This is a genomic window from Kitasatospora dryopteridis (assembly GCF_050749075.1).
Lineage (GTDB): Bacteria > Actinomycetota > Actinomycetes > Streptomycetales > Streptomycetaceae > Kitasatospora.
In genome coordinates this window covers 5,976,308-5,998,937 of sequence record NZ_CP192749.1, presented here as the reverse complement: position 1 = coordinate 5,998,937, position 22,630 = coordinate 5,976,308, and the positions used below count along the sequence as shown (strand labels likewise).

The following is a 22,630-nucleotide window of genomic DNA, read 5'->3' as shown; positions in this document are numbered from 1 at the left end:
ACACCCGGCGGGGGCGGCGGGCTCCACAGCCGGCCGCCCCGCGCCTCCCCCTCAGCCGCGGCGGCGCAGGCGGGGGATCCGGTCGAAGACGGCGGCGAGCCGGGCCGCCTGGTCGAAGAGCTGGGCGGGCCGGGAGCGGTCGCCGTCCAGGTGCGTCAGCGTCTCCATCCCGAGGTAGAACGCCACGGCTGCGCTCGCCACCACCTGGACCCTGACCAGGGAGGCCAGCGGCTTGCCGCGCAGCAGGGTGGTCAGCACCTCCTCGGCCAGTTCCTCCCAGCGGCGGGTCTCCGTCATCAGCCGGTCGGCCGCCCGGGAGCCCGGGCGGGCGCCCGCGTAGATCTCCTGGACGGCGGCGATGTGCCCGACCTCGGTGTCCTCCCGGTAGAGCTCGCGGAGCAGCTCGACCGCGCGCCCGGCCCGGTCGATCCCGGACAGCTCGGTGCGGTAGCGGCGGGCCCGCGCCTCGCAGGTGTGGGCCAGGGTCGCCACCAGTAGGTCGTCCAGGTCGGCGAAGTGGTAGTAGATGACGCCGGGCGCGAAGCCGCCGAGCTGGGCGATCGCCCGGGCGGTGGTGCCGCCGTAGCCGTTGCGGACCAGGCTGGCGAGGGTGGCGTCCAGGATCCGGGTTCTGGTCTCGGCGCTCCGGCTGTCGGCGCCGCGGGTCTCAGACAACGCGCACCGGCTGCACGCCGTTGGCGGTGAAGTACGGCTCCAGCCGGCGCGCCAGCTCCGGCAGGTGGTGGCTGGGCACCTGGGGGTAGAGGTGGTGTTCCAGGTGGTAGGTGAGTTCGAGGAAGAGCGCCGGCACGATCCGCCCCCGCAGCGTCCTGGTCCTGGTCAGTGGGGTGTCGCCGTAGTCGTGGTGCGGCAGGTACACCGTCAGCAGCGGATACACCCAGCTTCCTACGATCACCATCACCGCGTACGTCAACACCCCAGGAGCATAAGGCCAGAGCAGTATCCCGCCGACCAGCGCGGTGATCGGCGCGGAGGCTTCGGCCAGCAGCCAGCCGCGGTCCTTGCCGCGCCGGAACGACCACCACCAGAGGCGGACCAGGAAGACCGGTCCGTGGAGCACCGCGCCGAGGAACGACAGGTCGGCGGGGTGGCCCTCGGGGTCGTCGGGGTGCGGGAAGTACCGGTGGTGCTGGGTGTGGGTGGCCCGGTAGGCGTGGCCGCTCTCCAGCAGCACCAGGCCGGTTGCGAACAGCGCCCACTCGGTGGCCCGTTCGGACAGTCCGATGGTGCGGTGCACCACGTCGTGGGTGACGTTGACCACCGCGACGAAGACCAGGAAGGCGACCACCGGGGTGAGCCACCACCAGCCCGCCCGGGCCACGCCCGCGAAGAGCAGCACCCCGGCGAACGGGCGGGCCAGCGCCACCGTCCTGCGGCGGCGCGAGGTGACCAGCAGGTCGGTGCCGAGTTCGGCCAGGGTCGGTGCGTTCACCGGTGGTGTCCCTTCTCGCGGAGCATGCCCTCGGCGACGATCCGGCTGCCCAGTACGCAGGCCACCGTGCCCAGTCCGGGCCAGGTCGAGTCGCCGACCAGCCAGAGGCCCGGACCGCCCAGGTCGTGCGGGACGGCGAACTGGTTGGTGTTGCGCAGCCGTTGGCGGGGTCCGCCGACCGCCCCGCCGGGGCGGAACCCGAACCGCTGGTAGCTGCGCGGTGTGCCGGTCTGCGCGAACACCGCCCGGCGTGCCAACTCCGGGTAGGCGCGGCGGGCGTGGCCGATCAGCCGCTCGCCGATCTCCTTCTTGCGCAGGGCGTACTCGCCGTCGTCGATCCCGTTCCAGGCGGCGAGTTCGGTGTGGGTGGAGATCATCACGGCCCGGTGGCCGGGCGGGGCGCTCACCTCGTCGCCCGGTGCGGATACGGAGACGAACATGTTGTTCCCGTCGCCCAGCGGCAGGTCGTAGGACTGCAGCAGCTGGTGGTGGGTGAGCTCCTGGCCGGCCACCTCCTCCTCCGGCACCCCGAGGAAGACCACGACGGCGCCGCCCATCTCCTTCTCGTCCCGCACCAGGTACGGCCGCAGCCGGCGCGCGACCGGGAGCCCCGCGCATATCCGCGCCGTGGTCGCGGCCGGCACGGCAGAGACCAGGCGGCCCGCGGTGACCGTGCCCTGCCGCGTCTCCAGCCGGTACTCACCCGGGCCGCCGTCCACCCGTGACACCTCGCAGCCGACCCGGAGCGAGCCGCCGAGCTCCCGGTAACGCGCCACCAGTACCCGCCAGAAGCCGTGCATGCCGCCGGTGTGCCGGCTCAGCCCGGCACCCCGGATGGTGACGCCGAGCGCCGCGTTGATCAGTGGCGCATCGTCGATCCCGGCATGGACGGTGTCCTCGACCAGCATGCTCAGCAGCCCGACCAGCGGCGCGTCGGAGCGAAGGCCGTGGCTGTGCAGGGCGTCCCCGAGCGTCCGGTTGAGATGGCGGGCGAGCGGCACCCCCGCGAGACCGACCGCCCGTAAGTCCTGCAACGCGGTCGCGGGCGAGCGCACCGGCAGCCGTACACCGGCACGGCTGGCCCGCCAGAACGTCTCCGCCAGGCGGTCCAGCAGCGCCCAGAAGCGGCGGTGCCGCTCGGTGTCGCCGAGCATCCGCAGCCGTTCCGCGTGCCAGGCGTCCGCATCGCGGTGCAGCACCACCTCGCGGTCCGGCAGGAAGGCCCGGTATCCCGGCAGCGCCTGCGCCTCCAGCGGGCCGATGCCGACACTCTCCAGCAGTTCGGCCCCGACCCCGCCGGCCTCGAAGTCCACCAGCGTGGTCGCCCCGACGTCGAAGGAGAAGCCCCGCTTGCGGTAGTACCCGGCACAGCCACCGGCGTGCCCGTGCGCCTCCAGCACCACGGTGGAGAGCCCGGCCGCCTGCAGCCGTAGCGCGGTCGCCATGCCTGCCATGCCTCCGCCGATGACCGCCACATCGGCACGGGTGGATGTCTGAACGTCCGTTCTGAACATACGTTCAGAATGAGACCAGGCCTGAACGAACGTCAAGAGATGGTGTGAATCATGCAGTTGAGGGCAGGTGGAAGCGGCCGGGCCGACCGCCCCGCTACGGCGTCGGCACCCTCTCGAGGCCGTCGCGCCCGCGGCCGGGATGTTTCCGGGGCTGTTTTGTCACGCCACGGTGCCCGGATTGACCGCAGTTATGAGGAATACCCGTATTGGGCGGCGGAGCCGTCGCGGCCGTTTCGTTCCGGCAGGCCGCTCGTTTCGTCGCCTACTCGGCGGCCGGGTTGTCCCGCTGCTGGGCCCGGTGGGCGCGGGAACGGCAGCGCGGCGAGCAGTAGCGGCGGGGGCGGCCGGTGCTGCTGGAGGGCGGCAGTGCCCGCCCGCACTGGGCGCAGCCGGCGGACCCCTGCAGCGGGCTGGCGAGCTGCTGGTCGTCGTCGGCGGACAAGACGCTGGTCAGGTTGAGGCGTTCGGCGATGGCACCGGCCTGGAAGCGGCTCTGGGCGCCGAGCGTCTCGAGGAGTTCGGAGACATGGCGCCGGCAGGTACGCAGGGAGACGCCGAGACGCCGGGCGATGGCCTCGTCCTTGAGGCCGTTGGCGAGCAGGACCACGATGTTCTGCTTGAGGTCCTCCGAGATCTCACGCGCGGCCCGGGGGCCGATGCTGAAGGGGAAGGCCGTCTCCCAGTCGCGCTCGAAGGTCTTGATCAGGAAGGCCAGCAGGGACGGTTCCCTGATCAGCAGGGCACCGCCGGGGCCCGCGGGGAGGAAGGCCAACTCCCGGTCGACGATGATCATCTGCGGGAGGGTGTCGGTGAGCGTGCGGATCTCGGCGCCGGCGGCGATGAGTTGCTCGGCGTTGGCGCGCGTGGCGGGATCGAAGCGGGTGGTGTGCTGGTAGAGATTCCTCATCCGTACGCCGGAGCGCAGGAGTTCCAGGTCCCGGGGCAGGGCCTCGCGCATGGCGCCGGGCGGGAACGCGCCTCCGGGCTTGGAGACCAGGACCTCGGTGCGGCTTGCACCGACGGCGTCCACGAGCATCGCCCGGACGGCGAACTTGTCGGTGACCAGGTCGATGGTGCCGTGCGGGTGCGCATGTTGGCGCCCCTGCAGGTAGACGGGCACCAGGGCCGCGAACTCATCTCGCAGGGACTGGAGTTGCTCCCGCCTCGAGCGGAGCTCCTCCTCGCGGGCGCGGAGGGCGGCCTCCTCGTCGGAGAGCAGCTGGGCACTGGCGGCCTGGGGGTTCTCCGCCTGCCAGGCCGCTCCGTCGGCTGCCGTGGCATCGGCGGGCTTGAGGAGGCGGGCCGCGGCCAAGGTCTGGAGAGCGGCGAGGCAGGCGGCTTCCGTGAGGCAGGTCTCGCTCGCGGCCCGCGGCAGGAGGCGTTCGGTGAGGGGGCCGTTGACCAGAGTCCACTGGTACAGGGCGAGCGCCGCCTCGTCGATCACCGGCCCTGCCGGGTCCAGCGGGTCCTTCACCACCGATTACCTCCTGAACGTGCATGGCGCGCAGATGAGACATTCACGGCCTCCCGCTCGCCACCCCGCGATGCGATCGTTCTTCCTGGGCGATGCACCACAAGTGCCCGCCCTGCAGAGGTTGTCCAGACAGGATGAGGAGGGGAATCCCGTGAAGAAGAGGGTCGCACGCCTGATGGCGGTCACGGCGCTGGGGTTCGGGATCATCGGTGCGGTCGTGGTGCACACCGGGGGATCCAGCGCATGGACCGGCCCGGAGCGGACGACGGCAGGCCAGAGCTGCCCGGTCACGACGGCCTGGGGGCCCGACGGCGGCAATCCTCATCTGTCCTGCGTACGGGCGCCGCTCAGCTAGCATTCCGGCCCTACCGGGGCCGAAGTCGCCGAATGCGACTGCACTGTTGTGCCCGGACGCAGTCACCGCGTCCGGGACGGCGGCCCGGCGATCCACAGGCGGAGCGTTCCGCCGGGCCGCAGCCGTAGAACCCCCCGAGGCTCCGCCCGGGTGCGGGGGCAGCGGAATCCATCCGCTGTCGGTTGGGTGGAAGTGGGCCCGCGCCCGAAACGATCCTCGACCGCGGCACGAGCATCCACGTGATGCCGGAAGAGCCGACGTCCTGATGCACGGACGCCCGTCTGCCTGCCGAGAACCTGTTCTGACGGTCATTCACTTCACGGCACTGCGCCGCCCGATGCAACGGGCTGTGGCGCCGCTGCGCGCCGGGCCTGCGATGCGCGCAGCGCGCTCGCGTGCCACGGGCATTCGAACCTTCACGCCGAACCGACCGGACGTGCGCCATGCCGCCGGATCGGTCCGGAGTGCTGGGCTCCACCTGTCCCCGGCACACGTCCCCACCACTCTCCATGCGACGAAAGGGATCACGATGCTGTCGGCAGAGAAGAACCGGACGCTGACGGAGGTGGGCGCCGGCACACCCATGGGTGAACTGCTGCGCAGGTACTGGCATCCGATCGCCCCCATCGCGGAGCTGCGCGAGCAGGGCGTCAAGCCCGTCAGGCTGCTGGGTGAGGATCTCGTACTGTTCCGGAAGTCGGACGGAAGCCACGGCCTGATCTCCCGCGGGTGCCCGCACCGGGGCACCGACCTCGGCACCGGCTGGGTCGACGGCGACCGCATCCGGTGTGCCTATCACGGCTGGGCCTTCGACTCGGAGGGCCGGTGCGTCAACCAGCCTTTCGAGGAAGCGGGCCCGGCCGGGGGATTCCGTGACAAGGTCCGGGTGGCTTCCTATCCCACCGCGACCCTCGGCGGACTGGTCTGGGCCTACCTGGGGCCGGACCCGGCGCCGCTGCTACCGGATTTCGAGCCCTTCGGCTGGCGGCACGGATTCGTCGAGCTCATCATGACCCGGCTCCCGTGCAACTGGTTCCAGTGCCACGAGAACGGGATGGACCCCGTTCACTTCGAATGGCTGCACCTGAACGGGAATGCCGTGCGGACCGCTCCGGACGCCCCCGTCTACGTCCCGAGCCACCTGTCGATCGACTTCCTGGAATTCGAGTTCGGATTCGTCAACGGCCGCGAGATCGAGACCCCCGCGGTCCCGCCGAAGGTCTCGTACGCGGGCACCAGCAGGGTGGAGGACGGCGGCATCCTCTGCCTGTGGCCCTACACCCTGGCGTCGGGGAACACCATCGAGTTCCGCGTACCGGTGGACGACCACAACACCCTGAACATCACCTGGCAGTACTCGGTGCTGCCGGACGACGTTTCCACGGACGCCCAGGAGACCGGCGCCGTCCCCTACTGGTACGGCCCGCTGACCGACCCGGCAACCGGGCGGATGCTCATGTCGCACACCGGGAACCAGGACTTCGCGGCGTGGGTCGGGCAGGGCACGGTCGCCGACCGCAGCCGCGAGCAACTCGGGCGCACCGACGCCGGAATCACCCTGCTCAGGCGCAGGTACTTCGAGGCGATCGAGACGGTGGCCCGCGGTGAGGACCCGCCGGGGACGGTGCGCGACCCCGGGGCCAATGTGCGCATTCCGCTTCCGCTCAGCGGAAAGTCCCTCTACACCGACGGAATGCCCCGCGCGGAGTTCGAGGAGAAGCTCGCCGCCAGGAAGCGGAGCGGGCTGTTCGGAATCGGCGGGTTCCTGGCCGTCCAGGCGGGGCGACCCGAGCATCTCCAGGAGGCCTACGAAAAGCTCGCGGGAATCGTCGAGGAGCCGTCGGGCGAAATCGATTGAACCCGCCGTGCCGACCGGCACCGTTCACTTGATGTCTTGATGCTTTGGAGCCCCCAGTGATCAGAGATTCCGTCGTCAAGAGCGTGCTCCTCATCGGAGGAAGGCGTACGGAGGCACTCGAGGCGGCCCGCGAGGCCGGCTGCCGCGTCATTTTCGCCGGGCCGAAATCGGCGATGACGGAACGGCACCGCGAGCTGGCCGATGCCGTGTTCCTGCTGCCCGACCTGGCGCCCGGAACCGCGGTCGAACTCGCGCTCGCCGTGCACCCGGTGGTGCCGTTCGACCTGGCCCTCACGGTCGGCGACCAGTATTCCCTGGCCGCGGCGAGGATCAACCACGAACTCGGACTCGGGTCCAACCCGCTGCGCACCGTGAGCGCGGTCAACGACAAGGCACTCATGCGGGAGATCCTGCGTGACAAGGCCGTCAGCCAGGTCTCGGCAGCCGAGGTGCGGACCCCCGCAGACCTGCAGGAGTTCGTCGCGTCCACCGGATTCCCGGTGATCGTCAAGCCTGCGCTGGGAAGCGCCAGCAAGGACGTCTTCGTCGTCGCGGACCGGGCCGCCCTGGAGAGCACGATGCCACGGCTGGGGCTCGCCGACGGCGACTCGACGCCCTGGGTGGTCGAGGAGTTCCTCCAGGGCCGGGAGTTCAGCGTCGAGACGCACAGCACCGCCGGGGTGCACCATCTCCTCGCCGTCACCGAGAAGTTCACGACGGAGAACTTCGTCGAGATCGGCCACGTGGTGCCGGCCCGGATCAGCGCCGAGGAGCGCGACGCGATCGCGGACGAAGTGCGGGCGGTCCTGACCGCCCTCGGAGTGGAGGAGGGCCCGGGGCACACCGAGATCATGCTGACCGCCCGCGGGCCCCGGCTGATCGAGACCCACACCCGCCCGGGCGGCGACGCGATCGTGGAACTCCTCCGGCTCGCCACCGGCCACGACATCCACCGGCTCAACTTCGCCTGGCTGTCCGGGCAGCCGGTGGACATGGCGGCCAAGCCCCTGGTCGGCGCCGCGGCCATCTGGTTCCTCACGCTCCCGCAGGGCCGGGTGACGGCCGCCGGCGGGCTGGCCGAGGCCGACGCCGTCGAAGGGGTGATGGCAGCCGACCTCTCCGCCGCGGTCGGCGACGTCATCGCCCCGATCCGCAGCTCCGAGGACCGGTACGGCGAGGCGCTCGCGGTCGGCGACGACGCGGACAGCGCGCTGCACCGGGCCCGGGAGGGCGTCGCCCGGCTCACCGTCGAGGTAGAGCCGCCGCAGCCCGCCGCGCCCGCAGCGCGATGACCTCCGCCCATCACCTACCGAGAAACGGTGGCCGCATGACCACGACGACCGCCGGCCCGGACGGACCGGCCGCCGAACGACCGCACCTGCTGCTGGTGGGCAGCGGGGGACGGATCTGGCGCGAGTACCTCCTGCAGTCCATGAGCGCCGGGTACCGGCTGCACCTGCTCTGCCCCGCGCCTCCCACCTGGGAGCTGCCCTACCTCGACGCCTTCAGCGTCGTGGACACCCTGGACGCCGAGGCCATGGCGGACGTCGCCCGTGGCCGGCGGGAGAGCTTCGCCGGCGTGCTGACGTACGAGGAGACCCGGGTGGAGGCGGCCGCCGCGCTGGCCACCGCGCTGGGCCTGCGCACCAGCCCGCCGGCCGCGGTGCACGCCTGCCGGGACAAGTACACCGGCCGCGAGGCACTCGGACGGGCCGGCGTCCCGCAGGCCGAATCGATCGCCGTCGCGGACCTGGCCGAGGCCCGGGCCGCCGCAGCCCGGATCGGCTACCCGGTGGTGGTCAAACCGCGTGCACTGTCCGCAAGTTGCGGAGTGACGCTGGTGGCAGGGCCGGAGCAACTGGAGGCGGCCTACCTGGAGGCGGGCAGGATCTGGTTCGACGAGGTGCCGGCCTTTGAGCGCCCCACCCTCATCGAGGAGTTCCTGGACGGCCCGGAGATCAGCGTCGAGGCGCTCTGCCGCGACGGGCAGGTCACCGCGCTGTTCGTGGCCCGCAAGGAGCTCGGCTACGCGCCCGGCTTCGAGGAGGTCGGCCACACCGTCCGGGCCGACGACGCGCTGCTGCACGACGAGGCCCTGCTGAAGGTGCTGCAGGACGCGCACACCGCCGTCGGACTGACCGACACGGTGACGCACACCGAGCTGCGCCTGACGGCCACCGGTCCGCGGGTCGTCGAGATCAACGCCCGGATCGGCGGGGACCGGATCCCCTACCTGGGCCGGCTCGCCACCGGCGTCGAGACCGGGCTGGTGGCGGCGGACCTCGCATGCGGGGCCGTACCGGACACCACGCCGACGCGCTCGACCACGGCCGCCGTCCGGTTCCTCTATCCCCACCACGACCTCACGGTCGAATCCATCGAGATCGACCACGGCCGGCTGCCGTCCGAGATCCACGAGCTGCAACCGCTGGTGGAGCCGGGCACCCCGCTGCGACTCCCCCCGGTCGACTACGCCCGGTGCCGCTACGCCCTCGTCATCGCGACGTCCGACAGCGAGAAGACCTGCGCGGCAGCACTGGAGCAGGCAGCCGCCGCGGTGACCGTGCACGGCACCCCGCTGTCCTGACCGCTGCCTCGAACTCCGAAGGAACACCACGCACATGTCCAAAATCATCGCCGTCGTCTCGGGCGGCATGGACTCCGTCACCATGGCGCACCACCTCAAGGAGCAGGGCAACGAGCTCCAGCTGCTGTCCGTCGACTACGGCCAGCGCCACCGCAAGGAGCACGACTACGCGGCCGAGGCGGCCGAACGGCTCGGTGCGGTGCACCAGGTCGCCGATCTGAGCGCCCTGGGTGCCATGTTCCACGGCTCCTCGCTCACCGACCCCTCGGTCGACGTGCCCGAGCAGACCTGGAACACCTACGGCGAGAGCCCCAACATTGTCCCCAACCGCAACGCCCTGCTGCTCGCCGCCGCCTACGCGATCGCCGTCGTGGAGCAGGCCGAGGCCGTCGCCATCGGCGTGATGGCCGGCGACGTCGCCTCGGTGCCCGACAGCACCCCCGCCTTCCTCGAGGCCTTCGACGCCATGGAGCGGATCGCCACCCGGGGATACGCACACCCCGACCTCACCCTGCTCGCCCCGCTGGCAGGCATGGACAAGAGCGGCGTGGTCCTGCTGGGCGAAGAGCTCGGCGTGGACTGGACCCGCACCTGGACCTGCTTCCGCGGCGGCGAGATCCACTGCGGGCGCTGCGCGTCCTGCTGGGAGCGGCAGGACGCCTTCGCCGGCGCCGCCGTCAACGACCCGACCACCTACCAGGAGAAGAAGTCATGACCCTGCGCATCACCAAGCAGTTCGCCTTCTCGGCGAGCCACCAGCTGCACGGCCTGCCCGAGGGGCACCAGTGCGGCCGGCTGCATGGCCACAACTACGCGGTGGAGCTCGAACTCAGCGCCGCCCGCGACCGGCTCACCGCTCCCGGCTTCGTCCGCGACTACGGCGAGCTCGCCGGCTTCAAGGGCTGGATCGACGAGTGGCTCGACCACCGGCACCTCAACGACGTGCTCACGGAGCAGAACCCGTCGGCCGAGAACCTCGCCGTGTGGATCTACGACCAGTGGTCGAAGGAGTTCCCCGAACTGACCGCCGTCCGGGTCTCCGAGACGCCGAAGACCTGGGCCGAGTACCGGCCCTGACCATCCGTTGCGGCCTTCGGACGCCGCAACCCGACATACGGAAGTGAGGTGGTGCCCAGTGGAACCGGAACTCGTCGTCAACGAGATCTTCGGCCCCACCTAGCGGCCTTCCAGGGCGAAGGCAGATCGATCGGCCGCCGCTGCGCCTTCCTGCGGCTGGGCGGCTGCAACCTCGCGTGCCACTGGTGCGACACCCCGTACACCTGGGACTGGACGGGCCGGAGCGACGCGGGGGTGAAGTACGACCCCAAGGTCGAACTCCGGTCGATGCCCGTCGGCGCGGTCGCGGAGAAGCTGCTCGACTACGGCGTCGACCTGGTGGTGATCTCCGGCGGAGAGCCGCTGAGCCAGCAGCAGCGGCTGGTGCCGCTGGTCGACCGGCTGACCGGCCGGGGCATCGAGATCGAGGTCGAGACCAACGGCACGCGGGTGCCCGACGACCGCCTGATCGAGGCCGGCGTGCGCTTCAACATCTCACCGAAGCTCTCGCACGCCGGAGACCCCGCGGCACGCCGGATCGTCCCGCGCGCACTCCGCAGGATGGCCGAACTGCCGTCCAGCACCTTCAAGTTCGTCTGCGAGAGCACGACGGACCTGGACGAGGTCGCCGAGCTCGTCCAGCAGTTCGGGATCGCCTCGGTCTGGGTCATGCCGGAGGGGCAGAGCCGCGAGGCGATCGACAAGCACATGGAAGATCTGGTCCCCGAGGTCATCGACCGGGGCTGGAACATCACGACCAGGCTGCACACCCTGGTCTGGGGACACAAAAGGGGTGTCTGAGCAATGTTCAACACACAGGTCGACGACCGGCTCCTGGACCTCGTCGACACGACCGGCACGGATCCCCTGGAGGATCTCGCACGCCTGCTGCTGACGGAGATCGGCGAGGACGTGACCCGCGACGGACTCAAGGACACCCCGGCGCGCTATGCCCGCTGGTGGCGGGAGTTCACCGACTACGACCCCGGCACCATCGAGACGCTGTTCGAGGCGACCTCCACCGGCCAGCTCGTACTGGTCTCCGGCATCGAGGTGTGGTCGCTGTGCGAGCACCACCTGCTGCCGTTCAACTGCACGCTGTCCATCGCCTACCGGCCCGCAGACCGGCTGCTCGGCCTGTCCAAGTTCGCCCGGATCGCACACCGGCACGCGCACAGGCTGCAGGTCCAGGAGCGCCTGGTCTCGGACATCGCGAACGACATCATGCGGATCACCGGCGCGGAGGACGTCGCCGTCATCGGCCACGGCGAGCACCTGTGCATGACCATGCGCGGCATCAGGACCGCCGCCCGGATGACCTCCAGCTCCTTCAACGGAGCCTTCGCCGAGGAGGGCCCCGCCCGCTCCGAGCTGTTCACCCTCCTCCGCGGAGCCTGACCGAAAGGCACCCCATGTCCGACATGTTTCCCGTACTCGACCTCCGGGACACCGAACGGGGCCCGCAGGCGCGCGCCGAGTTCCTGGACCGGCTGCGCGCAGCCGCCCACGACACCGGCTTCTTCCAGCTGGTCGGCCACGGCGTCGACGGCTCGGCCGAACTGCTCGACCTGGCCCGCGAGTTCTTCGCCCTGCCGCAGAAGAGCCGCGAGGCCCTCGACATCCTGGACTCCCCGCACTTCCGCGGATATTCGCAGCTCGGCCGGGAGCGCACCCGCGGCATCCCGGACCTGCGCCAGCAACTGGACGTCGGCCCCGAGCGGCCGGGCGCACCGGGCCCCGGCGACCCCGCCTACCTCCGGCTGGTCGGCCCCAACCAGTGGCCGGCCGAACTGCCGGCCCTGCGCCCCGCCGTACTGGACTGGATGAGCCGGCTGACCGAGGTCTCGCACCGGCTGCTCCGGCTCCTCCTGGAGGCGCTCGAGACGCCCGCCGACTTCCTGGACGCGGTGGTGGACCCCGACCCGCAGGTCCACTTCAAGCTGCTGCACTACCCGGGCCCGGCCGCCGGCGCGGACGACGCCGAGGGCCAGGGCGCGGGAATCCACAAGGACCTCGGCCTGCTCACCCTGCTGCTGCAGGACGACAAGGGCGGTCTGCAGGTCGCCGTCGACGACGGCCGGTTCGTCGACGTCCCGGTGGTGCCGGGGGCGTTCGTGGTGAACCTCGGCGAACTGCTCGAGGTCGCCACCCGCGGCTACCTCCGGGCCACCGTCCACCGGGTGGTCCGCCCTGCGCCCGGCGTCGACCGCTACTCCGCGCCGTTCTTCTTCAGCCCCCGGCTGGAGGCGTCGATGCAGCCGCTGCCGAGCCCCTACGTCTCCGCCGCGGGCGGGGTCGTCCACGACCCGGACAACCCGCTGTTCGCGTGCTACGGCGAGAACGTCATGAAGGGGCTGCAGCGGGGGTTCCCCGAGCTCGTCGCCCGCCACCACCCCGACCTGCTCGCGCCGGCCGGCCGGTGAGGCACACCGCCGGCCGCCGGCCGGGCAGCACCGTCCACAGGAAGGAGCAGAGCAGTTGAACGACCGCAAGCCGGCCGTCCTGCTGATCGACCCGGTGAACATCGGGGTGGGATACAAGCAGGCCGCCCGGGACATGGGGCTGGCCGTCGTGTCCCTCTACACCAACGAGCCCGGCGAGTTGAACGCCACCTGGCCGAACCACTCCGCGGGCGACGACGTCTCGCTCTTCAATCTCGAGGCTCCCGAGCTGCTGGCCGCACTGGCCGGGCTCGACTTCGAGATCAGGGCCGTCGTCCCGGCGATGGAGTCCGCCGTCCACCTCACCGACGTCGTCGCGCACGAACTCGGCCTGCCCGGGAACGACCTCACGCTCGCCTGGGCCCGGCGCAACAAGGTCGCCATGCGCGAGCACGCGGCCGCCGCCGGCATCCGCATCCCGGCCTTCCGGCTGGTGAAGGACCCGTCCGAGGTGCTGGAGGCCGCCGAGAGCATCGGCTACCCGGTCATCGTGAAGCAGACCATGGGCGCCGGCTCGCTGGGCACCACGCTGGTGAACGACAGCGAGGCCGCGCGCAACTACCGGGCCGTGGAGACGGTCGACATGTGGGGCTGGCCGGTCGAGGAGTGGCTGGTCGAGGAGTACGTCCGGGGACGCGAGTTCGCGGTCAACGCCTTCAGCAGCGACGGCGAGCACCGGGTGCTGGACATGTGGGAGTACCGGCAGCCCGACGACCGGGACTACGACTTCCCGCTCTGGGACAACGTCCAGGCCGTCCGGGAGGACCGGGACTGGGCCAGGGTCGAGGCGTACGTCGAGGACGTGCTCACCGCGTTCGGCGTGCACCGCGGCCCCAGCCACACCGAGGTGAAGGTCAACGCCGACGGCGTCTACCTGATGGAGACCGCGGCCCGGCTCCCCGGCGGCCCGGCCACCGACCAGTGGTCGAACTTCACCGACATCCGGCCGTTCCACGACGCGCTGGAGTGCTACCTCGGGAAGCGTCCCGCCGTCATGGACAGGCCGATCAACAGCCGCGCCGTCTTCGGCGCGAGCGCCGTCCGCAACGACGACGCCCCGGGCACCCTCGTGGCCGTGCACGGCCTGGAGCAGATCCGCAACCACCCCGGTGTCGACAAGGTCCTGGTCTCCTACGAGCCGGGAGACCACGTGCCGCTCACCACGGACACCAAGACCATCCCGTTCGGCGCCTGGGTCTCCGGCCCCGACCAGGACGCGGTCGTCCGCGTGCTCGCCGAGATCCGGGAGATCGTCCGGCTGGAGATCGTGCCGGACCCGGCAGCCTGACGGAGTCCCCCCAGGCCCTCCCCCTGCCCCCTGCCCCGGGCCTCGCACCGGGGCAGGGCGGCCGGGGCCTGCGCACCCGTCCGACCCGCCAACCCGCCCACTCGCAGGGGATGTTCGCAACCCGACATCGGCATCCGGCATCGGGTGTCCGACATCGGCATCCGACCTTCGCGACGCAAGAGGAACAGCAGCATGACACTCGCACCCTTGACGCATCCCGACCCCGTCCAGGTGGACGCCTGCACGGCAAGCGCGTTGAAACAGCTCGCCGAAGACCTGCGCAGCGTGGCCGGGGGCCGGATCGACAGCCGGGAATGGATCCGCGCCGCCCGGCAGGCGTGGGCCGGCGCCCCGGAGCAACTACGCAGCACTCTCGCAGAGTTCAGGCGCGACTCCGGGCCGTCGGGCACACTCCTGATACGCGGCCTGCCGGTGGCCGACGAACACGGAATCCCGGACACACCCGTCGTCGGCGGCTCCGTCCAGCGCACGGCCTCCGTGCCGGCCGCCGTCCTGATGCTGGCCGCCCACGGGCTCGGCGACCCGATCGCCTTCCAGCAGGAGAAGTCCGGCGCGCTGGTGCAGGACGTGGTCCCGGTCCCCGGGCAGGAGGAATTCCAGGGCAACGCCGGCTCGACCCGGCTCACCTTCCACGTGGAGAACGCATTCCACGACCACCGGCCGGACTACGTGATGCTGCTGTGCCTGCGCGCGGACCACGACGGGAGCGCCGAACTGCGCACCTGCTCCGCCCGCCAGGTGCTGCCCGACCTGAGCGAGGCGACTCTGCGCACGCTGCGCGGGCCGCACTTCGTCACCGCCCCTCCGCCGTCGTTCGGTTCGGGGCGGGAAGGCCGGCCGCACGCCGTCCTGATCGGCAGCCCGGAGGACCCGGTGCTGCGCGTCGACGAGGCCGCGACGAAACCGCTGACCCGGCAGGCCGCTGCAGCCATGGCCGAACTCGGCGACCTGTTCCAGAACTCCTACAACGCGGTCCGGCTGCTCCCCGGGGACCTCGCCGTCGTGGACAACAGGGTCACCGTGCACGGCCGTTCGGCCTTCCGCCCGCGCTACGACGGACGGGACCGCTGGCTGCAGCGCACCTTCGTGGCGGCGGACCTGCACCGCTCACGGGCACTGCGACCCGGGGACGGCCATGTCCTCGCCTCCTGAGACGCAGACCGCCGAACCGCACCGGCCGCCGGCCGGCTACCGCGAGCTGATGCGCGTCCCCGGCTTCTGGCGGATCGCGGCGATCAGCATGGCGTCGAAGCTGCCGCCCAGCATGGTCCTGCTCAGCCTGCTGCTGCTGGTCGGCCGGGACTACTCGTACGGCACGGCGGGGCTGGCGGTGAGCAGCTTCATGATCGGCCAGGGCGTGACCGCCCCGCTGCGCGGCCGGTTCGTCGACCGGTACTCGCCGCGAGCCGTTCTGCCCAGCTTGCTGGCCGGGTACCTCGGATCCACGGTCCTGCTGGTCCTGCAGGTACGCGCCCACGGGTCCGACACCGCCGTCGTGGCGCTGGCCGCGGCGCTGGGAGCCACCACCCCGCCGGTCACCGCCATGATGCGGTCGATATGGCACACGGTCGCCGATGCACGGGTGCTGGCCACTGCCATGGCGCTCGACTCGACCATGATGGGCGCCGCACTGGTCATCGGCCCGGTGCTGGCCGGCTGGCTCAGCCTGTCGGTCTCGGGTGTCGCACCGTTCGCGGTCGTCGCGGTCCTGACGGCCGGCGCGGTCGCCCCGCTGGTCAACACCCCGCCCGCCCGCAGCCCGGGCCGGCCCGGGCACTGGCTGGGGCCGCTGGCGTCCGCGCCGCTGCGCCGCCTGATGGCCGCGGACGCGCTGTTCGTCGTATCGCTCACCGCCGTCGACGTCGTGCTGCCGATCTACGCCCAGCAGAACCACGCGGCCTCGTACGCCGGCCTGTACCTGGGGGTGATGTCGGTGGGCAGCACCCTCGGAAGCCTCGCCCTCGGCGCGGCACCGGCATGGCTGTCCCGCGGGCCGAGGGTCTCCGTCCTCCTCGGCCTCTTCGCACTGGGCACCGGCGTGCTGGCACTGGCCGCCCGGTTCTCGCCGCAGGCGGTCCTGCTGGTCTGCCCGGTGGCCGGGCTGCTGATCGGTTCCGTCTTCGGGACGCTGCGGACGGTGGGCGGGGACCTCGCACCCGACGGCACGGTAACCGAGACCATGGCCTGGCTCAGCAGCCTCGACCAGGCGGGCGGCGCCCTGGGCGCTGCGGTCTTCGCCCACCTCGCCGTCGTGAACGGCGGTAGCACGGCACTGCTGTTCGTGCCGGCCATCGCCCTGCTGGCCGCCGCAACCGGCTGGAGAGCCGCCGCCGCGCCGACCGCTTCCAGCGCACCGGATTCGTGAAGTTCGACGAGTCCGCGCGACCGGTGCCCGACACCCTGGTCGACTCCGTCCGGGCGGAGTGCGACCGGCTGCTGCAGGAGCACGTGAGCGCCGCGACCTCCTGACCCTCGGCGCCGGCGGCCCGCACTGCGGCGGCGCCCGGAATGGGCAGAGCTACCGATGCGCACGTGCCGGCCGTCGGGCGAGTCTGGTGGTGTCGTCCGAGGCGATGAGGGCAGGAGGTGCGGCGATGAACAGCATGGTCACGACCACCGCGATCGAGCGGTTCGAGGTCCGCTCACCGGACGGGACGGTGCTCGCGGTTTGGGCCGAGGGCGAGGGGCCGGCGCTGGTGATGGTCCACGGCTCGCTGCAGGACCACACGGTCTCCGCCGCGCTCGTGGCGGAACTGCGTTCGGACACCGCCACCTTCTCGATGGACCGCCGGGGCTTCGGGGCGAGCAGCGACGCCGTCGGAGCCGCGTACGCGATCGAGCGGGAGTTCGAGGACGTCGCTGCCGTCGTGGACGCGGTCGCCGCGCGGACCGGCGGGCCGGTGGCCCTGTGGGGCCACTCGTACGGCGCGGGTCTGGCGATGGGCGGGGCTGCACTCACCACGAACATCGGCCACCTGGTGCTGTACGAACCCAGCCTCGGGCTCGCCTACCCGGAGGGCTGGATCGACAGGCTCGAACAGACGCTCGCCGAAGGCGACGACGAGGGCGCGATCGTCCTGGCGCTCCGGGACGTACTCGAGTTCACCGACGACCGGATCGACGCCATGCGCGCGGGCCCCGAGTGGGCGGGCCGGGTCGCCGTGGCGCCGACCGTCGCGCGGGAGGCCCGCGCCGAGGAGGGCTGGGTGTACCGGCCGGGCCGGTTCGACGCCGTCGCGGCACCGACGCTGCTGCTGTCGGGCTCGCAGAGCCCGCCATCGCTCAAGCAGGCCACCGCCGAGGCCGCCGAGGCCCTCCCCCGCGCCCGCGTCCGGGTGCTCGACGGTCACGCGCACATCGCCCACCGGACGGATCCCGCCCTGGTCGCGGGGATCGTCCGGGCATTCACGGCGTCGTAGCCGGACACCCGCCGCGGCGCCGGACCGGATCAGCCGCGCAGGAGGTCGTGCTCCAGCGCGAAGAGCGTGGCACCCGCGCGGGTCGAGGTGCCGATCTTGCCGTAGATGTGCTGGACGTGGTGCTCGGCGGTGCGGCGCGAGACGACCAGCCTTGCTCCGATCTGCTGGTTCGTCAGGCCGCGCGCCAGCAGCCGGAGGACATCGACCTCACGCTCCGTGAGGCCCGCCGGCCGGGGCGGGGCCGGTGCGGGCGGTCGCTGCCCGGTTGCGACGGCGACGGCGCGCACGCACTCGGGATCGAGGCCGCCGGCCGTGGCCTGCCGGGCCAGCAGCTCGGCCGCCTGCTCGGCGCTGCGGGCCGGCCGGTGGGGGCGGTCCTGGGTGGCGGCCTGGAACGTGTCGGCGGCGGCGAGGATCCGGGCGGGCAGCGGGATGGCGGCCGCCGTCAGCCCGTGGTGGTAACCGCTGCCGTCCAGGCGTTCGTGGTGCAGACCGGCGACGCGTCCCAGTGGCTCCAGCACACGCGAGCAGGCCAGGATTCGTTCCGTGTGGTAGGGGTGCAGCCTGATCCGCTCGCGCTCACCGCGCGTCAGCGGGCCGGGCTTGTCCCAGATACCGCTCGGGACGCCAACCCGCCCCAGGTCGTGCAGGAGGGCGGCGTGCCGCAGGTCCCGCACCTCGGGTTCCGCCAGCCCGAGCAGGCGGGCGGCGTGTTCGGCCAGCTCGGCCACCCCGGTCGAGTGCCCCAGCGTGTAAGGCGCCTTGAGGTCCACCATGTCCGCGAAGGCGCGGGCCACCCGGTCGAGCTCCGTCCCGTCGATGCGGCGCACGGGCGGCGGTTCGGCCGTCAGGACGGCTTCCCACGGGTCCGCCGTGTCGAGCTCGCGCAGCAGCGCGCCCCCGTGGCGGCGGAAGGCATCGGCGACCGACGGGTCGAACCATCCGCCGGCGCGCCGCTCCACCATGGACAGCGCGGCATCCGGCCCGCCCGCCAGGTGGAACAGCAGCGCCTGGTTGGCGACCTCCCCGATCCGCGCAGCGAGCGAGATCTCCTCCCCCGCCAGGCGGCGCGGCACCCCCTTGCCGTCCCAGCGCTCGAACTGCTGGTACAGGCAGTCCCGGACCTCCCGGCCCAGCCCGAGCCGCCCGGCCAGCAACGAGCCGGCCTCGCAGACGGACCGCAGGATCGTCTCCCCGTACCGGAGGTCGCCCACGACGGCCCGCACGAGCAGCCCCGGTCGGCGCGGACCGGTCCCACGACCCACGGCGAGAGTCAGGGCGAGGGCCTCCCGGGCGTCACGGAAGTCGGCCGATTCGGCCGCGGAGCGTGACGCCAGCTCGTCGCCCCCGTACAGACGGGCCTCGACGGACGCCGTGGCGGTGCACCCCAGGTGGCGCAGCAGCGCGGCGAGGTAGACGTCACGCACCTGCCGCTCGGGCAGTCCCAGCGCACGGGCGAGCCCGGTGGCCAGCAGGCACGAGCGGACCGCCTTCTCGGGCGGCTGCCCCGTGCCGAGGTCGGTGGCCACCGACAGCGCGGCCAGCAGGTCCGCGAGCCGTAGCTGGTTCCGCATGCGTCACTCCCGTGCCGTGAGCACGGGTCCATCCTCCCACGGAGCCCCTCCCCGAAGTTCCCCCACGATCTTGGACAGCGGGTTTCGCGCTGCGGGGGTGAAGTCTCGTTGCAACCGGCTCCGGGTTTCGAGCGGGGTGAGGTACTCGAGCTCGGGGTGCCTGCGGAGCGGGTGCGGTTGTACTCGACTTCGATGAAGCGGAAGATGTCCGCCCCGGCTCGGGCCCGGGTGCTCACCGGAGGGTGCCAGGAGGCGGCCCACGTCGGAACGGCCGAACCCACGGGGACGAGAGTCGATTGACTGATGACCCGCGCGTGGTCCGCGGGTCAGGGTTTCCGGAGCGGGCCGGAGAGTCTCCGGTACGGAACCCTCTGTGCCCTGACGGAAAGTCAGGACCGAAAGGGCAGCTCCCATCACCATGACGCTCATCACCACCCCCTTCGACATGCGCGCGACGGCCGCAGAGGTCCTGTCCGGGGTCGGCCTGACCGGCAGGCACGCGAAGGAGACGCGGAAGTGGGCCGAGGCGAGCGCCGCCACCGGCTTCCCGGCCGGGCAGCGAGCGTGGCCCGTTGCGCATGCACCGGACGCGCATCCACCCGACACTTCGCGACGGAGAACCTTTCATGAACCGCAAGACCTGGCTGATCACCGGCGCCTCCAGCGGGCTGGACAGGGCGCTCGCCGAGTACGTGCCGGATCACGGGACCGGGCGGTGGTGGTCGCGAGCTCGACGGCCGCCACCACCGAGCCGGCCTCGCGTTGCCTGGAGAAGGAGGCCGACCGTCGCGGGCCGTTCGAGGTGAACTTCTTCGGCACCGCTGCCCTGACGCGCGAAGTACTCCCCGGCATGCACCGGCGCCGTACAGACGTCATCGTCAACGCCCCCTCGATGGACGGCTCACGCCGGAGATGTTCCCCGGTTACCCGCAGAGGGCCGCCGAAGCCATCCACACCGCCGTGACGTCTCCCTGCCCCGGCACTGGGCAGTCCTGGGCAGTCCTGGGCAGTCCTGGGCAGTCCTGGGCAGCGACGCCCAGCGCCGGATCGGGACGAAGCTCGACGTGCTGCGGGCCGAGTTCGACGCGGGCAAGGACCTCGCACTGAGCACCGGTTTCCCGGGGAGCGCCGACAGCGCTGTGCTTTGAGCGCCCGGAGCCCACAGGGCCACACCCCGTGCCGCATGCCGACGCCTGCGTAACCGCGCCGGGCACACATCGTTGGACGGTGCGTCACGCGCAGCCGTGCGTACACCAATGACCGAGAGGGACATCTGATGGCCGAGGCCTACTTCGCATTCAAGTGCCAGCCCGCTCCGGAGGAGTTCGTCTTCAAGCTGACCGATGACGCGAAGATCGAGGAGGCGCGCAAGATCCTCCGGGGCGAGGAGAAGGACAGGATCCATGTGATCGGCCGGATCATCAAGCGGCCCGCCCCCTACAACCCGGGCTGGAGCTACCACCTGGACCCGACCACCATCAGCTTCTTCGAGATGGCCATCGAGGTGTGCGACGCCAACCCCGCGTACGTCGAGGACCACCTCGACGAGGCCTGCGGCGCCTTCCTGCCCGGCTGCATGTGGTGCCCCTGGAGCTCTACGCTCACTCGCGAGGTCAACGGGGCGACGGCGGCCACCACGACGTCCACAACCCCTGCGGCCCTCCAGGCCAAGACACTGTCGAACGGCTGGCCGGCCCTGAAGGGCACCGCCTTCGCCACCGGCATCGACGCCGTGTGCGGCGTGCCGGACAACGCCACCGACCTGTACCTGTTCAAGGGTGACCAGTACCTGCGCTACAAGGTCGCCGAGGAGAAGATCGCCTCCGGGCCCAAGAGTCTCGCGGACGGCTGGTCCGGCCTCAAGGGCACCGCCTTCGCCACCGGCATCGACGCCGCCTCCCTCGCCCCGGACAACACCACCGACGTCTACCTGTTCAAGGGCGACCAGTACCTGCGCTACCGCACCGGCGACGAGAAGATCACCTCCGGGCCCAAGAGCCTCGCGGACGGCTGGTCCGGCCTCAAGGGCACCGCCTTCGCCACCGGCATCAGCGCGGCCTGCAGCGTGCCCGGCGAGCCGACCAGTCTGTACCTGTTCAAGGACGACCAGTACGTGCTCTACCGCACCCGCGACGAGAAGATCACCTCCGGGCCCAAGAGCCTGGCGTCGGTCTGGGGGATCGACGGTGTCTTCGCCAAGGGAGTCGACGACGCCTGCCGCGTCCCCGGAGGCACCGGCGACCTGTACTTCTTCAAGGGCGACCAGTACGTCCGGGTGCGCTAGCCGGGGCCCGACCACGCCGGGCCGGCCACAGCTCGCCGAGCCCGGCGTGGAGTGGGCGCAGGACGGCGGCGCCAGCGAGGGCCCACGGGCTTCACTGCGGGCGCGTTGGCTCGCCGCCATGGGAGACACTGCGCCCCTGGGCCGTGGGATGCACCCCCGGGTGGCCGGCGCCGCGGCCCCTGCATCGCCATGCAGTCGACGCTGCGGAGGCGGTGGACCGGATGGACGACGCGCCCGGCATCTCCGCCAGCGCCACCCCGGCCGCATTCAGAGAGGAGGACGGCTCAGCCGCCGGGATGTCCACGGAGGGCTGGTCAAGCAGGGTTGATGTCACCCGTGGATGTCGAAAGGGCCGGAGACTATGTCTCTGAAGTTCCCCCTTGATCTTGGACAGCGGGTTTCTACGCTGCGGGGGTGAAGTCGCGCTGCAGTCTGACCCGGGTTTCGAGCGGGGTGAGGTACCCGAGTTCGGGGTGCCTGCGGAGCCGACTGCGGTTGTACTCGACTTCGATGAAGCGGAAGACATCGGCTCGAGCCTGGGCTCGAGTGGCCCACGCTGTGGTGCCGATCTCGGCCTTGAACAGGGCGAACCAGCTCTCCGCTGCGGCGTTATCGTAACAGGAGCCGACCCGGCCCATCGACTGCCTCATGCCCAACTCGCCTATCACCGAGCGGAATTCACTGCTGGTGTATTCACTGCCGCGGTCGGTGTGCATGATGCAGCCGGCCTCCAGCTGTCCGCGTCCGGCCGCCAGCCGCAGCGCGGCGACCGGCAGCTCGGCCCGGTGGTGGTCCGCCAGCGCCCAACCGACCACCTCCCGCGTTGCGAGGTCGATGCAGGTCGCCAGGTACAACTTCCCTTCCTCGGTGATCAGTTCGGTCATGTCGCCAACCAGCCGCATCCCGGGTCTGGGGGCGGTGAAGTCCCGGCCGATCAGGTCGGCCGCGAACACTGCCCGCTTCGCCTGCCGGGTCAGCCCCCGGCGTCGGCGGCGGGTGATGCCGGTGATGCCGTGCGCACGCATCAGCCGCTCGACTCGTTTGCGGTTGACCGCACGGCCCGCCCGTGCCAGGGCGGCGTGGACTCGGGGAACGCCGTAGGCGCCGCGCGAGCCGGCATGCAGGAGCCGGATCTCACCCACCAGCTTCTCCTCGGCCCGCTGCCGGGCCCGCCGGGCCGGGGCGGCCGCGACGTGCGCGTAGTAGGTGGAGCGCGGCAGGCCCAGGGCGCGGCACAGCAGTGCCACGCTGAAGCCGCCGGGGTTGGTGTCGGTGGCCTTCTCCGCGTCGACGAAGGCGCACAGGG

Annotated in this window: 20 protein-coding genes; 14 read left to right on the top strand and 6 right to left on the bottom strand. The window is 71.7% G+C overall.

Translation table 11 applies throughout. The features are described 5' to 3' along the window. Nucleotides 1-51: 51 nt before the first annotated feature. From ACQ614_RS27055 to ACQ614_RS27040, 4 genes are all read right to left on the bottom strand, one after another. A complete protein-coding gene (locus tag ACQ614_RS27055) occupies nt 52-675 on the bottom strand; it encodes a TetR/AcrR family transcriptional regulator (protein WP_431681333.1) in 624 nt (207 codons plus the stop codon). Further along, nucleotides 668-1,453, bottom strand: a complete 786-nt coding sequence (locus ACQ614_RS27050; RefSeq protein ID WP_431681332.1) for a fatty acid desaturase family protein — start codon at nt 1,451-1,453, stop codon at nt 668-670. The genes ACQ614_RS27055 and ACQ614_RS27050 overlap by 8 nt, the downstream gene beginning before the upstream one ends. Continuing rightward, complete coding sequence (locus tag ACQ614_RS27045; RefSeq protein WP_431681331.1) at nt 1,450-2,967, bottom strand: phytoene desaturase family protein; 1,518 nt, start codon at nt 2,965-2,967, stop codon at nt 1,450-1,452. Before ACQ614_RS27045 ends, ACQ614_RS27050 begins: the two co-directional genes overlap by 4 nt. 262 nt (nt 2,968-3,229) lie before the next feature. Further along, nucleotides 3,230-4,444: a helix-turn-helix domain-containing protein gene (locus tag ACQ614_RS27040; RefSeq protein ID WP_431681330.1), complete on the bottom strand. Its 1,215-nt coding sequence runs from the start codon at nt 4,442-4,444 to the stop codon at nt 3,230-3,232. Between the two features lie 701 nt (nt 4,445-5,145). Between ACQ614_RS27040 and ACQ614_RS27035 the strand changes: the two genes are divergently transcribed. The 12 genes from ACQ614_RS27035 (at nt 5,146) to ACQ614_RS26980 (ending at nt 17,466) form a co-directional block, all read left to right on the top strand. Then, a complete protein-coding gene (locus ACQ614_RS27035; protein WP_431681329.1) occupies nt 5,146-6,654 on the top strand; it encodes a Rieske 2Fe-2S domain-containing protein in 1,509 nt (502 codons plus the stop codon). A gap of 56 nt (nt 6,655-6,710) precedes the next feature. After that, on the top strand, nt 6,711-7,946 hold the full coding sequence (locus tag ACQ614_RS27030; protein ID WP_431681328.1) for an ATP-grasp domain-containing protein: 1,236 nt from the start codon (nt 6,711-6,713) through the stop codon (nt 7,944-7,946). Nucleotides 7,947-7,981: 35 nt separating this feature from the next. Beyond that, complete coding sequence (locus ACQ614_RS27025; RefSeq protein ID WP_431681327.1) at nt 7,982-9,241, top strand: ATP-grasp domain-containing protein; 1,260 nt, start codon at nt 7,982-7,984, stop codon at nt 9,239-9,241. Nucleotides 9,242-9,275: 34 nt separating this feature from the next. After that, the gene (locus ACQ614_RS27020; protein WP_431681326.1) at nt 9,276-9,956 is read left to right on the top strand and encodes a 7-cyano-7-deazaguanine synthase; all 681 of its coding nucleotides are present in this window, start codon (nt 9,276-9,278) and stop codon (nt 9,954-9,956) included. Further along, on the top strand, nt 9,953-10,318 hold the full coding sequence (locus ACQ614_RS27015) for a 6-pyruvoyl trahydropterin synthase family protein (RefSeq protein ID WP_431681325.1): 366 nt from the start codon (nt 9,953-9,955) through the stop codon (nt 10,316-10,318). Before ACQ614_RS27020 ends, ACQ614_RS27015 begins: the two co-directional genes overlap by 4 nt. 51 nt (nt 10,319-10,369) lie before the next feature. Next, nucleotides 10,370-11,098 carry a 7-carboxy-7-deazaguanine synthase QueE gene (locus ACQ614_RS27010; RefSeq protein ID WP_431681323.1) on the top strand — a complete coding sequence of 243 codons (729 nt, stop codon included), beginning with the start codon at nt 10,370-10,372 and terminating at the stop codon, nt 11,096-11,098. A gap of 3 nt (nt 11,099-11,101) precedes the next feature. Then, complete coding sequence (gene folE / locus ACQ614_RS27005; RefSeq protein WP_431681322.1) at nt 11,102-11,695, top strand: GTP cyclohydrolase I; 594 nt, start codon at nt 11,102-11,104, stop codon at nt 11,693-11,695. A 14-nt stretch (nt 11,696-11,709) separates the two neighbouring features. Next, nucleotides 11,710-12,720, top strand: a complete 1,011-nt coding sequence (locus ACQ614_RS27000; RefSeq protein WP_431681321.1) for an isopenicillin N synthase family dioxygenase — start codon at nt 11,710-11,712, stop codon at nt 12,718-12,720. Nucleotides 12,721-12,775: 55 nt separating this feature from the next. Next, on the top strand, nt 12,776-14,026 hold the full coding sequence (locus ACQ614_RS26995) for an ATP-grasp domain-containing protein (RefSeq protein WP_431681320.1): 1,251 nt from the start codon (nt 12,776-12,778) through the stop codon (nt 14,024-14,026). A 192-nt stretch (nt 14,027-14,218) separates the two neighbouring features. Next, nucleotides 14,219-15,199: a TauD/TfdA family dioxygenase gene (locus ACQ614_RS26990; protein WP_431681319.1), complete on the top strand. Its 981-nt coding sequence runs from the start codon at nt 14,219-14,221 to the stop codon at nt 15,197-15,199. Further along, nucleotides 15,183-16,412 (top strand): MFS transporter, encoded by a 1,230-nt coding sequence (locus ACQ614_RS26985; RefSeq protein WP_431681317.1) that lies wholly within the window; start codon nt 15,183-15,185, stop codon nt 16,410-16,412. The genes ACQ614_RS26990 and ACQ614_RS26985 overlap by 17 nt, the downstream gene beginning before the upstream one ends. Nucleotides 16,413-16,641: 229 nt before the next feature. Beyond that, nucleotides 16,642-17,466, top strand: coding sequence for an alpha/beta fold hydrolase (locus tag ACQ614_RS26980; RefSeq protein WP_431681316.1), 825 nt, complete (start codon nt 16,642-16,644; stop codon nt 17,464-17,466). A 29-nt stretch (nt 17,467-17,495) separates the two neighbouring features. Here ACQ614_RS26980 and ACQ614_RS26975 read toward each other — a convergent pair whose 3' ends face one another. Further along, complete coding sequence (locus tag ACQ614_RS26975; protein WP_431681315.1) at nt 17,496-19,040, bottom strand: HD domain-containing phosphohydrolase; 1,545 nt, start codon at nt 19,038-19,040, stop codon at nt 17,496-17,498. Nucleotides 19,041-19,458: 418 nt separating this feature from the next. On the opposite strand from ACQ614_RS26975, the gene ACQ614_RS26970 reads away from it, so the two are divergent. Together ACQ614_RS26970 and ACQ614_RS26965 are read left to right on the top strand one after the other, a co-directional pair. Then, complete coding sequence (locus ACQ614_RS26970) at nt 19,459-20,004, top strand: hypothetical protein (RefSeq protein ID WP_431681313.1); 546 nt, start codon at nt 19,459-19,461, stop codon at nt 20,002-20,004. A 312-nt stretch (nt 20,005-20,316) separates the two neighbouring features. Beyond that, on the top strand, nt 20,317-21,324 hold the full coding sequence (locus ACQ614_RS26965; protein WP_431681312.1) for a hemopexin repeat-containing protein: 1,008 nt from the start codon (nt 20,317-20,319) through the stop codon (nt 21,322-21,324). A 401-nt stretch (nt 21,325-21,725) separates the two neighbouring features. Here the strand turns inward: ACQ614_RS26965 and ACQ614_RS26960 are convergent, their stop codons facing one another. Further along, nucleotides 21,726-22,628 carry an IS3 family transposase gene (locus ACQ614_RS26960; RefSeq protein WP_431684035.1) on the bottom strand — a complete coding sequence of 301 codons (903 nt, stop codon included), beginning with the start codon at nt 22,626-22,628 and terminating at the stop codon, nt 21,726-21,728. Between the last annotated feature and the right edge of the window lie 2 nt (nt 22,629-22,630).